The sequence below is a fragment of the Vibrio sp. OPT18 genome (assembly GCF_015163615.1).
Lineage (GTDB): Bacteria > Pseudomonadota > Gammaproteobacteria > Enterobacterales > Vibrionaceae > Vibrio > Vibrio coralliirubri.
Window position 1 is genome coordinate 140,043 of sequence record NZ_JADDYK010000046.1, and the last position, 13,920, is coordinate 153,962.

A 13,920-nucleotide genomic window follows, 5' to 3' on the forward strand; every position below is an offset into this window, starting at 1 on the left:
AAGGTTTGAATATGAAAATCAGTGTTAAAGGACTGTTAATCGCTAGCTCATTACTACTTCCTTCAATGGCTATGGCAAGCGACTGCTCTAGTCGTGGTGTGTTAGACGATCGATACTGTGATGAAAACCAAGATTTGGTCGCCGATTCACCAAAGAATCCAGATGAGTGGAACGACCCAAGCACGCTTGTGTTTACCTACACGCCAGTAGAAGACCCAGCGCTATATAAGGATGCGTTTGCAGATTTCCAAGCTCACCTAAGCAAAATTACGGGTAAGCGAGTGATTTACTACACAGTTCACTCGAACTCTGCGCAAGTAGAAGCGATGCGTTCTGGTCGACTGCACGTTGCTGGTTTCTCTACCGGTCCAACAGGCTACGCGGTTAACCTAGCGGGTTATGTTCCAATTGCAGTAAAAGGCGATGAGTCTGGTTTCCAAGGCTACAACCTGATCACCATTGTGCGTAAAGACAGTGGCATTAATACAATGACCGATCTGAAAGGCAAAAAGGTTGCACACACTTCTGCATCTTCCAATTCTGGCAACCTAGCTCCTCGTGCGTTATTCCCAGCGAAAGGCCTAGTGCCAGATGAGGATTACAAAGTGCTTTACTCAGGTAAGCATGACCAATCTATTCTTGGTGTTTTCAATGGAGACTATGATGCAGCACCTGTGGCATCAGACGTTTACGACCGTATGGTCGCTGCAGGTCGTGTCGACGATTCTGAACTGAAGATCATCTACCGTAGCCCACGCTTCCCAACGTCTGCTTTTGGTTACGCGTACAATCTAAAACCAGAGCTTGTTGAGAAGATCAACGAAGCTTTCTTTAGCTACCGCTTTACTCCAGAGATGAGTGCATCATTTAAAGGTGCAGACCGCTTCTCACCAATCAGCTACAAAGAAGAGTGGGACGTGATTCGTGACATTGCCCATGCGACAGGTACGGCTTATACCAAAGCAGGTCTGAAAAAACTGGCTGAAAAAGATGCGGCTAAACGCGCAAAGAAAAAAGCCGCTGAGCTAGCGAAACAAGCAAACAACGGCTAACTCTTATTTCCAAAGAAGACTTAGGTTTCATATCAAGCCTAGGTCTCCCAGAACACTTACTTCAATTAAGTATCTATGCCCTCGCGGGTAGGGCATAGATCATTCAAAAATTCGCACAAGGAAATGCAGTATGGCCGTAGCAAGCTATGACGGAATAAAGATCAACAACCTATTTCATGAATATGTGGCAGGCAAGCCAATCCTTAAAGGCATTAATATTGATATCGATGAGCCAGGAATCATCGCGATTATAGGCCCGTCGGGTACCGGTAAAAGTACACTTCTGCGTTGTATCAATCGCCTTAATGACCCAAGCCAAGGGGAGATCATCTTTGATGGTGCCGACCTGACTCAACTAAAAGGCCAAGCACTTCGTAAACAGCGCCGTCATATCGGCATGGTATTTCAAGAGTACAACTTGGTAGAGCGTTTAACGGTTATCGAAAACGTATTAAGTGGTCGTTTAGGCTACATGACCGCTTGGAATGCATGGCGTCGTAATTATTCGGCACAAGACTTAGCAAAAGCGTTTGAGCTACTGGAGTTTGTTGGCCTACAAGATTTTGCAAACCAACGTGCTGATAGTTTATCGGGAGGCCAAAGGCAGCGCGTGGGTATCGCTCGTGCTGTAATGCAAGACCCTTATATTCTTCTAGCTGACGAACCTACCTCATCACTCGATCCGAAAACCGCGGTTGAGATCATGGAGTTGATGGAAACCTTTGCCGAGCAGAAAAACATCCCAGTGTTGGTGAATATCCATGATGTGAACCTAGCCAAACGCTATGCTAAACGCATCATCGGTATGTGTAATGGTAAGGTGCATTATGATGGCAGCCCAGAAGGTATTTCAGAGGAAGATCTGAAAATCATCTACGGGGGTGAATCATGGCTGGATTAAACCCAAGCTCGCCAAGCGTATCGTCAAACCAGTCGCCAGTTAAGTGCGAAAATCCTTTCAAGGTGTCATGGAGCAATCGTGCGATTATCGCCGGTATAGTGGCTTATCTGTTTTACAGTTTCTCGACGCTAGGGCTTACCTTTGATCGTTTGATCATCGGTTTTGGTGAAAGTGAGCGGTTACTATCTCGAATGTTTCCGCCTGATTTCTCGCGAACCAGCTTACTGCTGAGTGGGTTAGCGGAAAGCTTACAGATTGCGATTATCTCAAGTTTCTTTGGCATCGTTATTTCACTGTTTCTAGGCTTGCTAGCCGCGAGAAATATGATGCCTTCAATCGTATCAACGCCCATTCGTGGATTTATTGCATTGTGTCGTTCTTTTCACCCAGTGATCATCGCCATCTTGTTTGTGAAAGCGGTGGGCTTTGGTGCTCTGGCTGGCATATTGACCTTGGTATTCGCATCCATTGGCTTTATCGCCAAGCTGTTCGCTGAAGCGATTGAAGAGATCTCTTTTAAACCGGTTGAAGCGATTAAAGCAACTGGCGCAAGTTTCATTAGCGTAATTCTGTATGCGGTGATGCCTCAGGTGTTCGCACGTTTTATTGGCTTTGCTAGCTACCAGCTGGATTCGAATCTACGTAACTCAACCATGGTTGGCATCGTGGGGGCGGGTGGCCTTGGCGGTACATTGTTCTCGGCATTCCAACGTTTTGACTACGACTTCGTCGCGGCTATTTTGATCACCATTATCGCATTGATTCTTGTCGGCGAATTCCTTTCCAACATTGTTAGGAGAATCTTCTAATGACAACTGCATCTATTGATAGAGAGTGGCAGCGTTTTACACCCAACGAACGTGTGGCTCGATTTGCTGTTTACCTTAGCCTTGTGTGCGCCATCGTGTGGTCTTGGCAGACGGTGGAAGTGATTCCTGAATTCTTATACGACGCACCAGCACAGTTCGCAGATATGTTTGAGCGTATGGTGCCAATGGACTACGGTTTCTATCCAGAATCGATCCACGCAGCGATGATTGAGACGCTGCATATCGCAACGTTAGGTACCTTGTTTACCTTGGTATTTGCAATTCCGTTGGCGTTATTGAATGCGCCAAACATAACCCCGAATAAAGCGTTGAACTGGGTTGCTCAATTCTTTCTGGTGTCTTCACGTTCTGTGAACTCATTGGTTTGGGCACTGTTGTTTATCGCACTGTTTGGCCCCGGTGTTCTCGCAGGCATTATGGCAATTGCCATTCGCAGTATCGGCTTTGTAGGGAAGCTGTTAGCGGAAGCGATTGCTGAAGTGAACATGGGGCCTATCGAAGCTCTGCGCGCAACTGGCGCTTCTTGGATGAGCATCTTACTTAAAGGTTATTGGCCACAAGTGATGCCCGCATTCTATTCAATTGTACTGTTCCGTTGGGACATTAATGTACGTGAATCTGCTGTACTGGGGTTGGTGGGCGCTGGTGGTATTGGCGTAGTGCTAAACGATGCGCAGAACCTCTTTGAGTGGCAAAAAGTATCGATGGTATTGGTGAGTATTTTTGCTGTGGTTATTATCGCAGAAGCTGTAGTGATCCATATCCGTAACAAACTCATATAGACAGCGTGTTGTGTGAAAGTTGAGAGCTTATCTAGCATTTTGAAGCTCAAACGACCCTAGGTACTTCGGTCTACCTAGCGGTCGTTTTTTTGTGTGGTGTCTTTCGTATCAAACGGACAATTAGCGCCTAGAAAATACAGTGTTTAGCAAAATCGCCCGCTTCATTAGCCGTCCAGTCACCTTTAGGTTTTTCTTTCATATCGGTACACCAAGCTTCACTGCCCACTTCTGTACAAGCCATTAGTTGAGTGGCAAGGAAAAGTATCAACGCGATTTTCTTCATAATAAACATTCCGTTGTGGTCTAAATTTCTGCTTATAACTGTATCAAATACCACAAGTGATTATTATAGCTGCTAAGAACTTAAGGGCGTTAATAATGATGTGGGGTTAAGCTGAATTCGAGAGACGGTAAAGAAGGGAAGGTTTGCTTGGCTTTAAGATCGAAAAAGCCAGCAACATGTGCTGGCTTTGAAATTCTTAATAAGTGTCTATTAGTTATTTCGCTTTAACTACTTATCGAGTTAGACCAATTTCATCTCTTGGATGATGTCCGAAGCAATCTCTGGCTTCGTGCTTGTTGGTTTCTCGTGTAGGTCGGCTTTCAATTGTCCCTTACGGTTACTTAGGCCCGCTTCAAGTTTCTTAAGTGCTGCAGCGATAGCTGGGTACATAACATCGTCTGTCGATTTTGCTGTTACTCGTACACCTTCGTAGTTGGTGAATACTTCAACCTGATGTTGACCGTGTTCTTTTGTAATGATGATGTCGCAGCTGATCAGTGATGGAAAATGGTTTGATATCTTTTCGAACTTACCTTCGATGTCTTTACGTGAGTCGTCGTTAATTGATACGTGATGTGTTTGAACGTTTATTTTCATAAATCATACCTTTCCAATGACTGTGTCATTTAAACGTAGCAAACATCGGATAGATTAACCAACTGAGAATTAGCACATGTGTGATTGACTTCAGTGTTATCAAATATTCTCTTGTTACTCCCTTGAAAGTCCGATGAACTGATCGCATATTATGTTTCGTGTTTTAGAGACATGTTCAAAAAAACTCCATCCTTGATAATTTGCGCTAACCTACAGCGAATTCCCAGTGAATCTCTCTTTATCGGTTTTATAATTCCGAACTTGTCACTCCATTGATTTTCTTTCCAGCTCACTCATTTTTTTCTTCTTTGAATAAAAACTCAGCTTAAGTTACTAATTTATAGACACTCAACTGCCCACTCCATATTGAAGTGAAACTCTCCAGCTGTGAGTTGGGACTCGGGTATAGTAATACGTGCTCGAATATCGACTTCTTTATTGGATGCCAGTTGATCGACAGGAAATTCGACGCCCTGACGCCAATAATTAATGTCACCTTCATAACGAACCGGCGTTTCGACTTTGAATCGCACAAGTTCTGAAATACGAGATTCATCAATTGAGCCTAGGTCAATATGTTGCAGTTTGAGCAACAATCGAGAATCTTTGCGATTGGACTCCAGCTTGAGCGTGATGGCTCTGCCATCGTATTCTCGACCAAAACTCATCTCACCTTGGTTATTGATCACTTCTAAACCGCAGCGTTCTCTCACATGCTTTTTAAAGCTTAATGTAGAGTGATTATTGGATGCAAACGTACAGCTAGATAAGCTAAGTAGAACAAACGCGATAACAAAACGTGCCATGCTAGTTCACCATAACGCGGACAATAAAGTCCGTGACCGCTTGTTCAGTAACAGCCACATTACTGATGGTTTGCTTATCTTTGAGAGAGACCTGATAGCTTGAGCTCAGTACAATATCGGCATGATGATATTTGTATTCGACAATAAGATCGCACGTGACACGCTCAGTTTGCTTAATTTCGACGGTAGTCTCGGTGTAGTTAACGCGACTTTCGGTGTCGATTAACTCGATGCTCGACCAATCGATGTATTCAGAATTCGACAGCGCATCGAAGATTCGGCGCTGGTGGTTGTCTGAGCCATCGACGCACATTTGATTGAAATGTTCGACTTCTTTCCGATCAAACCCGGTGCTCACGGCATAGGGCGCGATAAACAATATCGCCAAGAATAAAACTAGAGTTTTCATAGTGCCTCTGGGTCAGTAAGCCCTCATGATTAAAGGGCTTACCGTGGGAGAGATGATGGGTTAGTTACACTCAATCTTCCATTTTGTTTTTACTTCGTAATCATCACTAGCATCGAGATTGCTTTCATCAACCGCAACACGAGCGAAAAGATTCATATTGTTATCTTCACGAATTTGATCCCGAGTGATGTCTACACCCGATTCCCAACTAACTGCAGATTGGTCTAGCTCTGTTGTACCCGTTGACTGGAAAAACACATCGCTCTTTTGAATTTGTCCGTCAAACGATTCGATTTTGATCTCTTCTGCTCGAACTTTGATTCCGTTTCTGTTGCTGACTAACTTTACAGTCGCGTGAGATTCATTGTAACTTTCGCCAAAAGCTAGGTCGGCTTGGTCTTCTGTTGCTTCTATGCCACATTGAGACTCGACAGATGCTGAGAATACAACATCACCTGTTTTGTCATCTTGATGGTCAGGTGGTATGGCAAACGCCGAACCAGTGGAAAATACAGACATGGCAGCTAGGCCAAGTAGTGGTTTTCTATTAAGCATTTTTACTCCGAAAAAGTGGTATTGCTTTGTTTCATCTTCAGCAGGCGATATTTCTCTGCTTCGATTTGTAATAGCTTTAGCTCATGTTCCGCTTGAGCTAGCTCTTCTAAACGTTCTCGCTCACGGAGCTCGAACTCGTAGAGTCGACGACAGTCAACTCGATCCTCACCACCAAATTGGAATGTCACAGCCGCGTATACGCCTGCCTCATCCTGATTTTGGTAGTAATAATTGTTGTAATAGCTGTCGCTATCTTCATTACCTGTTGATCCGTAGGTTCCGAACTGAACGGTTTTACCTGTGGAAATCGCTTGCTCACATGAAGCACCCTCAGAGGTTCGAACTCGGTCGGTACCTGAAGGGTTAGAAACACTCGGTATTGGGTTTGCTAATGCCGGGCTTGTCAGTGAAGCAATGGCCAATGAAGCGACAGCAAATAAAACGCTAAGTAACGCTTTGATTGTTCTACGCATAATTGATACCGCTTGAATGTCGTTAATACAGTTTGAATACCGTTAATACCGCTTGAATTTAAGGTTTGTGCATACTTCGTAGCTGTTCGGGGAATCCGTCACCATGCGCGTACAAATCTTCTTCTTGGTTGTTTGAGCGGCTGGCGTCTTAACATTGATATCCAGCTCTATCTCTTGGTTTGCATCCAATTGGATCTTGTTTGGAAACTCTTTGTCATCAATTCGCAGGTAGTAATCCGCTTGTTTGGTGTAACGGTTTACCAATAAAAACCTGACCTGTGTTTTGTCGGAGTAGGTCTGAAATTCGGTATTTTTCCACTTGTGCACATTTGCGTTTGCTAAGGAACTGCTCAGCAACAACGCGGCAGCAACGATGTAAATAGCCTTCATGAGAACCTCAAAATGATGATCGAGGTCTCATTTTAGGTTTGTTCAAAGACAGGACTTACCATTTTGCGCCACTGACATAAGGCTGACAGTACGGTAAAAATTACTGAGATTTTTTAGGTTGAAACTGAAGAGCAGCGAAACTAGGCGGGCTGAGATGAGGAGAAAAGGGCAAAGTAACTATTTATGATTTCATCAGTCAGTATCACAATTACCGATATAAGACGCTGCAGTTTATTGAGGTATTTGTTAGTACGGGATACTCTAACAGCCATCTTCTATTTGGATCCGTTATCATGAAAATGCCTGTTAAATTCGCTGCAATTGCAGCTTCCCTTTCTTTCGCTTTCAATGCCTTTGCTGCCCCAGTTGAATTTCAGAAGATCCCTGAGATCATGCAGCAATTTGAAACGGCAGAACTGTACGTTAAGAAGTCGGTCACCTTAGGCCGTTTACCAGCTGAGTCTGAAATTGGCATTGATTTTCCTACTTATGTTTCGGATGGAAAGGGCGGTTACAGCCTAGAGACAAACAACGTAATGACCGATTCTGTTGTTATCGCAAGCATGCCGAAAGCGATTGTTGATGATGTTTTCAACCAATGGCTAGTACCTAAAGAGACGTGGATCAGCAGCTACGGATCTTTGCCAACCTCGACTACTGAATTTAAGCCGTTTAAGCGTATTAAAACCATCAAAGCCATTAAGATTGATGCAGAAATGCTTGAGCTGTTAGGCAGTGAAGATGGCAACACGGCGATGATCAAAGTGAGCTGGGATGAGAAGGGAATGAAGGTTTATAAGGATGGCTACTTAGCGGATTATGAGTACGGGATTGCCCCTCATGAGATGCAAGAAAACTACGAGTTAGCACCTAAGTAACTCTGTTCTATTGCAGAAAAGCGCCTAGCTTATTAGTGGGCGCTTTTTTGTTGCCCACCAAAACATGACGAAACTCACACTTTTCTGACAATTCATGACTCGTTGTGCTAGTATGCGCCGCTTGTCTTTGTAATTGATAAAAAACGCATTACCAAAACAGACTTTTCTGTTTACCTGCTTGTAATGACCTCATTCAGTTTGGCCTGACTTGGCTGAACATCTGCATTTTGCTCGGACGCAAAGAGAGTAGTACTCACTACTTCACTATGTACATTTGAGAGCACCATCTATCAAAGGCCTTTTTGAAACAGCCTACATTAGCGCGAACTTAGTTCAGCGTGAAGGGTTTCGTTTTTCCAAAAATCCCTCTCGGTGGCTAAGTGATCCTTAGTTGCTGACAAATAAGGAGTCTATATGACGACTACGGTATCCACATCCGTACCTACATCTCAAGCTGGTAACACAGCGCCGACAGAGAAAGAGGTAAACCACCCGTTTCTCTCTTTGGTTATCATGGTGATCGTTGCTGCAATCGCAACTTACTTCATCCCTGCTGGTGAATTCGAGCGAGTGGTCATGAATGGCCGCACGGTTATCGACCCAGACAGCTACACACAATTGACCAGCAACCCAACAACATTAGCCTCTTTTTTCGAATCATTTTTTAAAGGCTTCAAATCCGCTTCTGGCGTGATGGGTGTTGTGGTATTTGTGGGTGGTGCTTTTGGCATTATCAAACACATGGGTTTGTTAGACGCATCCGTTGTTGCACTAACCACTAAGCTAAAGAAGCAAGGCTTATACGTGATTGCGCCTGTGATCATGACGGCGATCTTCTTCAACGTTACCTTCACCGGTATGCGTGAACTTGATGTCATTTTCATCTCTTTGATGATCCCAATCTGTATCAAGCTTGGTTATGACGCGATTACGGCACTTGGTGTTGTTTTACTGGCAAGTTGTGCCGGTTTCGCGGCCGCTTTGGCTAACCCATTTTTTACGGGGATCGCACACACTATCGCTGAACTGCCTATGTATTCCGGCATGTGGTATCGCTTTATTGTTGGCATGTTCATGTTGCTAACGGGTGCTTGGTATGTGCTTAACTACGCGCGTAAAGTTAAGCAAGACCCGACCAAAGGCTTGTTGCACGGTACGGGTTACCAATACGAATCTAACGTTGAAGCGAAAACACTGACCACACGTGAAAAGCTTGCGGGCATCGCGTTCTTGGGCGTGTTCGCATACATGATCTTCGGCACGTTGACGATGGGTTTCGGCTTCACTGAGATTGCAGGTGCATTCGTGGCGATGGCGATCATTCCGGGTTTGGTGGCGGGTTTATCTCCGAACAAGATTTGTGAGTATTGGACCAAAGGTGTGAGCGACGTATTGGTGGCGGTACTGATCATCTTCTTTGCTCGTTCAGTGCTAACCATTATGGAAGACGCGAAGATTGTTGATTCTATTATCTTCTATCTTGCACAGATCATTTCTGGTAGCTCTAAACTTGTGGCAGCAGCAGGGATCTACTTCTCGCAGGCTGCTATCAACCTGTTCATTCCGTCGGGCAGTGGCCAAGCGGTGATCACCATGCCAATCATTATTCCGTTGGCTGATATTGGTGAAGTGACTCGCCAAGTGGCGGCACTGGCTTCTCAATTGGGTGATGGTATTTCTAACTATATTTACCCAACTAATGGTGGCTTGTTAGCGGTATTGGCTATAGCAAAAGTACCTTACACCAAGTGGGTTCGTTTCTTCTTACCGCTGTTCTTGTTCTGGTCGGTAGGCGCTTTGATTTCAGTTGTGATTGCTCAAATGATCGAGTTAGGGCCTTTCTAAGATTTCTGTTTGATCGAATACATGGACAGTTAAGCTTAACTGAAGCCGTGTGAGTAAATAAGAAGGCAGCGAGTTCGCTGCCTTTTTTTCGTTTAAAGAAAAGCTATCCCAACGTTAAAGGTTACCCTTCAAATTGGTAAGAAGAGGGCACAACAATCACGCCTTGTTTTGATATGTGGAAGCGTTTCGCATCGGCAAGGCTATCAACACCGATTTGAGTTCCGTCAGGCACCTTAACGTTCTTATCGATGATGCAGTTTTGTATATGGCAATTTTTTCCAATCTCAACATCTTCAAATAGAATACTATCAATCACAATCGCGGCATTGCTGACTTTCACTTTTGGGAAGAAGATTGAGTTTTGCGCTGAGCCGCCTTCAATTACGACGCCATTCGCTATCATCGAGTTGATGAATATTCCTTGGTTACCTTCAACCGAAGCAATGGTTCGTGCGGGTGGCAGCTGTGGTTCATAAGTACGAATCGCCCAATCAGGTTGATATAAATCGATAGGCGAAGCTGGCTTTAACAGGTCCATATTCGATTGGTAATAAGAGTCGATAGTACCAACATCTCTCCAGTACGCATCTTGGGTTACTCGGCCTTCTTCATCCCCAAACTTGTATGCGTAAACACTGTTGTTGCCCACCAATTTCGGAATGATGTCTTTACCAAAGTCGTGGCTTGAGTTCGGATCTTCGGCATCCGCCAGTAGCGCTTGTGTTAGCACTTCTTTATCAAAGACGTAAATACCCATTGAAGCCATGCTTCGAGTTGGCCTACCAGGTACACAGGCAGGGTAACGTGGCTTTTCGGTAAAGTTATTGATCTCTAGAGATTCATCTATCTCCATCACACCAAACTCTTTGGCTTCATCAATTGAAACCTCCATGCACGCCACGGTTAGGTCGGCCTCGTTCTTTTTGTGCTGCTTGAGCATTGGCGCGTAATCCATGCGATAGATATGGTCACCGGATAACACCACCACATGCTTGGCTTCACTACGAGAAAGCAGATACAAGTTTTGATAAATCGCATCGGCAGTACCGCTGTACCAGCTATCACCGGTTCGCATTTGTGGGGGAACATTGGTGATGTATTCGCCGAGCTCGGGGTTAAGCACAGACCAACCATCTCTCAAATGTTTTTGCAAAGAGTGAGACTTGTACTGAGTCAGCACCAAAATTTGGCGTAGCCCAGAGTGTAAGCAGTTCGCGAGAGTGAAATCGATGATTCGATATTTGCCACCAAAGGGTACCGCAGGTTTTGCACGGTTATCAGTGAGAGGGGAAAGCCGAGAGCCAACACCGCCGGCCAGAACGATTGTTAGAGTGTCTTGCATGATCAGAACCTCAATGTATTTATGATTATGAACATAGACTTGCAAGCACTAAGCCAAATGTAACTCATTGAATATTATACGCGGCGAGATTGATTCTTGTAGAGCTGCACCAAAATGATGCGTGCGAGATATTGGCTTGCTCTATTTTGATCCAAAGAGAGCTGAGCAAAGTGAAGGGATTGGATTAACAAAATGACGCACGGAAAAGTTGCATTACAAAACTGTCAATAAAATGAAGGAATAAAGTGATCGGGTCGATATAAATTTACATAAATAATCACAACTTTTCACAAATTGATTTCCATCAATAAAGTAAGGTTATTCTATGCTACCTTGCACGCAAAATAAGAAATGATTACTCATTCACCAATAAAGATTAAGCCCCCAAAAGGAAATTATAATGAAAAAAACAGTATGTGGTATTGCAGTTATTGCGGCTCTTATGTCGACCAATGTTCTTGCTCATAAAGAAGGTGATTTCATCATCCGTGCAGGTGCAGCAACAGTATCTCCAAACGACAGTAGCGGCGCTGTACTTAATAACCCTGACCTAGAATTCTCGGTTGATTCTGATACTCAGCTTGGCCTGACTTTCGGTTACATGTTCACTGACAACGTCAGCTTTGAAGTGTTAGCAGCAAGCCCATTTTCTCACAGCATTTCTGTTAACGGTTTAGGTAAAATTGCAGACACGAAACACCTTCCACCAACGTTCATGGTTCAATACTACTTCGGTCAAGCGAACAGTGACTTCCGTCCATACGTGGGTGCTGGCCTTAACTACACAGTGTTCTTTGATGAAGGATTGAATGCTAACGGAAAAAATGCAGGCCTAACGGATGTTTCTTTGGATGACTCTTGGGGACTTGCTGCGAACATCGGTATCGATTACATGATCAATGAAGATTGGTTCCTAAACGCATCGGTTTGGTATGCTGACATCGGTACTACAGCTAAATATTCTGATATCAATGGGAACAACTACTCAACAGACGTTGATATCGACCCATGGGTATTCATGATTGGTGGTGGTTACAACTTCTAATCTCCCTATTCAGTTTACTAAAGGCGCTCAAGCATCAGCCAGCTTGGGCGCTTTTTTTTGCTTATTTGTTAATGGATTGCTCGCCTTAGCCCTCTGTTGTTATGGGAAAGGAGAACCTATTGTCGTCATTTATTGTTAATAAAAGGGAAAGATAAGTGTCATAACAGCCCTCTATGATCGCGATTCAAATTATGGAGGATATATGAATCGTAAATTTAATAAGCTGACATTATTACTGCCTATCGCGGTAAGTTCTGCTCTAGTAGGATGTTCGCAGTCAACTTCAACGTCGACAACACCACCAACGACTGCTACGCCATCTCAAACATCACTTGATGCTTTTAGCCTTCAATGCCAATCCATCGAGCAGCCAAGCGCTTCCAATGCTGAGGTAACCGGAATCAGCCTAGTTGGTCGTTCAATTGCCGATGCCCCGTTTGATACTTCAGCAGCCGAAATCGTCAGCTACGATTCATGTACCGACAAGCTTTATGTCGTCAATGCTCAAGCACAAAAAGTCGATGTGTTATCGATGAACTCTGACAGCGCACCAACGTCTGAGGGCTATATCGATCTTCAATCAGCAGCTGCGGCTTCTGGCATTAATATCGGTGCTGCAAATAGTGTATCGACTCATCAAGGCTTAGTTGCGGTAGCAATTGAGAACGCCGACAAGCAACAAAACGGCATCATTGCCCTTTATCGTTCAGACACGTTAGAGCTGATCACTACTTATACGGCTGGTGCATTACCGGACATGGTGAGCTTCTCGAAAGATGGTCGCTACATTGCCTCTGCAAATGAAGGTGAGCCGAATGCGGATTACAGCATTGATCCTGAAGGTTCAGTAACGCTGGTGGATTTAAGCAGTGGTCCTTTGCAAGCGACAGTCACTCAAATTGATTTCAAGGCATTTAATCAAGGTCAGCCTCGCCATGCAGAAGTGACCGACAAGGTTCGAATCTCTGCGCCGAATGCAACGGTTGCTCAAGATTTTGAACCGGAATATCTGACGTTTGCTGATAACGGAAAACTCTACGTTGCCCTTCAAGAGAACAACGCTTTGGCAGCGATTGATGTGGCGAGTGCGCAAGTGGATGCGATTCTTGGACTAGGCGGAAAGCCTTGGGACAGCGCTAAGCTAGACGCGTCAAATAAAGACAAAAACATCGGTAATCTACAAAGCTACGCAATGTTAGAAGGCCTTTACATGCCAGATAGCATCACTAGCTACAGTGTGGATGGCAACACCTATATCGTGACTGCGAACGAAGGAGATGGTCGTGAATATGGCATCAAGACCACGCAAAAAATATGTGATGAGAAAGGTTTCGAGTGGGATGGCGATGACTATCAAGGCACCGAAAACTACACCACAGAAAAAGACTTTTGTATCGCTTATGTCGATGAAGTGCGTGGCAAGAAGTTAGACGTTGACGCTAACCACCCATTAGCAGGCGCATTGAAAGACAACAAGCAACTTGCTCGTCTTAAAGTGATTAAGCCACAAGGGACACTCGCTGCTGACCAAAAGGTTCAAGCATTCGGTAGCCGTTCTTTCTCTATCTGGGATGAGTCAGGTGAGTTAGTGTTTGATAGCGGCGATGATTTTGCTCGAATCGTACTTGAGCAAGATCCTGCAAACTTCAACAGCACCAATGATAACAACCAAAGCGGTGACGATCGTAGTGATGATAAAGGGGTAGAACCTGAAGCGATCGAAGTGGCTGAG

The 13,920-nt window shown here is 44.4% G+C and carries 16 protein-coding genes; 8 read left to right on the forward strand and 8 right to left on the reverse strand.

What is annotated here, in order from left to right; all coding sequences use genetic code 11:
- Positions 1-11 precede the first annotated feature (11 nt).
- The 4 genes from phnD to phnE (IQQ51_RS10805) all read left to right on the forward strand — a co-directional run bounded on the left by phnD (position 12) and on the right by phnE (IQQ51_RS10805) (position 3,565).
- Complete coding sequence (phnD, locus tag IQQ51_RS10790) at positions 12-1,052, forward strand: phosphate/phosphite/phosphonate ABC transporter substrate-binding protein (protein WP_017054845.1); 1,041 nt, start codon at positions 12-14, stop codon at positions 1,050-1,052.
- A gap of 130 nt (positions 1,053-1,182) precedes the next feature.
- On the forward strand, positions 1,183-1,953 hold the full coding sequence (gene phnC, locus IQQ51_RS10795) for a phosphonate ABC transporter ATP-binding protein (RefSeq protein WP_017631561.1): 771 nt from the start codon (positions 1,183-1,185) through the stop codon (positions 1,951-1,953).
- A complete protein-coding gene (phnE, locus tag IQQ51_RS10800; protein ID WP_193841053.1) occupies positions 1,941-2,762 on the forward strand; it encodes a phosphonate ABC transporter, permease protein PhnE in 822 nt (273 codons plus the stop codon). The genes phnC and phnE (IQQ51_RS10800) overlap by 13 nt, the downstream gene beginning before the upstream one ends.
- Positions 2,762-3,565: a phosphonate ABC transporter, permease protein PhnE gene (gene phnE / locus IQQ51_RS10805; RefSeq protein WP_048663773.1), complete on the forward strand. Its 804-nt coding sequence runs from the start codon at positions 2,762-2,764 to the stop codon at positions 3,563-3,565. The genes phnE (IQQ51_RS10800) and phnE (IQQ51_RS10805) overlap by 1 nt, the downstream gene beginning before the upstream one ends.
- A 127-nt stretch (positions 3,566-3,692) precedes the next feature.
- Here phnE (IQQ51_RS10805) and IQQ51_RS10810 read toward each other — a convergent pair whose 3' ends face one another.
- The 7 genes from IQQ51_RS10810 to IQQ51_RS10840 form a co-directional block, all read right to left on the reverse strand.
- A complete protein-coding gene (locus IQQ51_RS10810; protein WP_081279990.1) occupies positions 3,693-3,848 on the reverse strand; it encodes a DUF3012 domain-containing protein in 156 nt (51 codons plus the stop codon).
- Between the two features lie 240 nt (positions 3,849-4,088).
- Complete coding sequence (gene hpf, locus IQQ51_RS10815) at positions 4,089-4,445, reverse strand: ribosome hibernation-promoting factor, HPF/YfiA family (RefSeq protein WP_102320895.1); 357 nt, start codon at positions 4,443-4,445, stop codon at positions 4,089-4,091.
- A gap of 338 nt (positions 4,446-4,783) precedes the next feature.
- Positions 4,784-5,251, reverse strand: coding sequence for a hypothetical protein (locus IQQ51_RS26950; protein WP_228012806.1), 468 nt, complete (start codon positions 5,249-5,251; stop codon positions 4,784-4,786).
- Between the two features lies 1 nt (position 5,252).
- On the reverse strand, positions 5,253-5,660 hold the full coding sequence (locus tag IQQ51_RS10825) for a hypothetical protein (RefSeq protein ID WP_048611636.1): 408 nt from the start codon (positions 5,658-5,660) through the stop codon (positions 5,253-5,255).
- Positions 5,661-5,720: 60 nt separating this feature from the next.
- On the reverse strand, positions 5,721-6,215 hold the full coding sequence (locus IQQ51_RS10830; RefSeq protein ID WP_193841054.1) for a hypothetical protein: 495 nt from the start codon (positions 6,213-6,215) through the stop codon (positions 5,721-5,723).
- Between the two features lie 2 nt (positions 6,216-6,217).
- Positions 6,218-6,688: a hypothetical protein gene (locus tag IQQ51_RS10835; RefSeq protein ID WP_048611633.1), complete on the reverse strand. Its 471-nt coding sequence runs from the start codon at positions 6,686-6,688 to the stop codon at positions 6,218-6,220.
- Positions 6,689-6,730: 42 nt separating this feature from the next.
- Positions 6,731-7,078, reverse strand: coding sequence for a hypothetical protein (locus tag IQQ51_RS10840; RefSeq protein WP_193841055.1), 348 nt, complete (start codon positions 7,076-7,078; stop codon positions 6,731-6,733).
- Positions 7,079-7,371: 293 nt separating this feature from the next.
- Here IQQ51_RS10840 and IQQ51_RS10845 point away from each other — a divergent pair, with 293 nt between their 5' ends.
- Positions 7,372-7,956 carry a hypothetical protein gene (locus IQQ51_RS10845; RefSeq protein ID WP_050632439.1) on the forward strand — a complete coding sequence of 195 codons (585 nt, stop codon included), beginning with the start codon at positions 7,372-7,374 and terminating at the stop codon, positions 7,954-7,956.
- Positions 7,957-8,370: 414 nt separating this feature from the next.
- Entirely contained in the window at positions 8,371-9,801 is a 1,431-nt protein-coding gene (locus tag IQQ51_RS10850) for a YfcC family protein (protein WP_193841056.1), read from the forward strand.
- Positions 9,802-9,922: 121 nt separating this feature from the next.
- On the opposite strand, the gene glgC is transcribed toward IQQ51_RS10850, so the two are convergent.
- Positions 9,923-11,143 (reverse strand): glucose-1-phosphate adenylyltransferase, encoded by a 1,221-nt coding sequence (gene glgC / locus IQQ51_RS10855; protein ID WP_193841057.1) that lies wholly within the window; start codon positions 11,141-11,143, stop codon positions 9,923-9,925.
- Between the two features lie 400 nt (positions 11,144-11,543).
- Between glgC and ompW the strand changes: the two genes are divergently transcribed.
- Both ompW and IQQ51_RS10865 read left to right on the forward strand, forming a co-directional pair.
- A complete protein-coding gene (ompW, locus tag IQQ51_RS10860) occupies positions 11,544-12,188 on the forward strand; it encodes an outer membrane protein OmpW (protein WP_050632436.1) in 645 nt (214 codons plus the stop codon).
- A gap of 202 nt (positions 12,189-12,390) precedes the next feature.
- On the forward strand, positions 12,391-13,920 hold a 1,530-nt coding region (locus tag IQQ51_RS10865; RefSeq protein ID WP_228012807.1), incomplete at its 3' end, for a choice-of-anchor I family protein.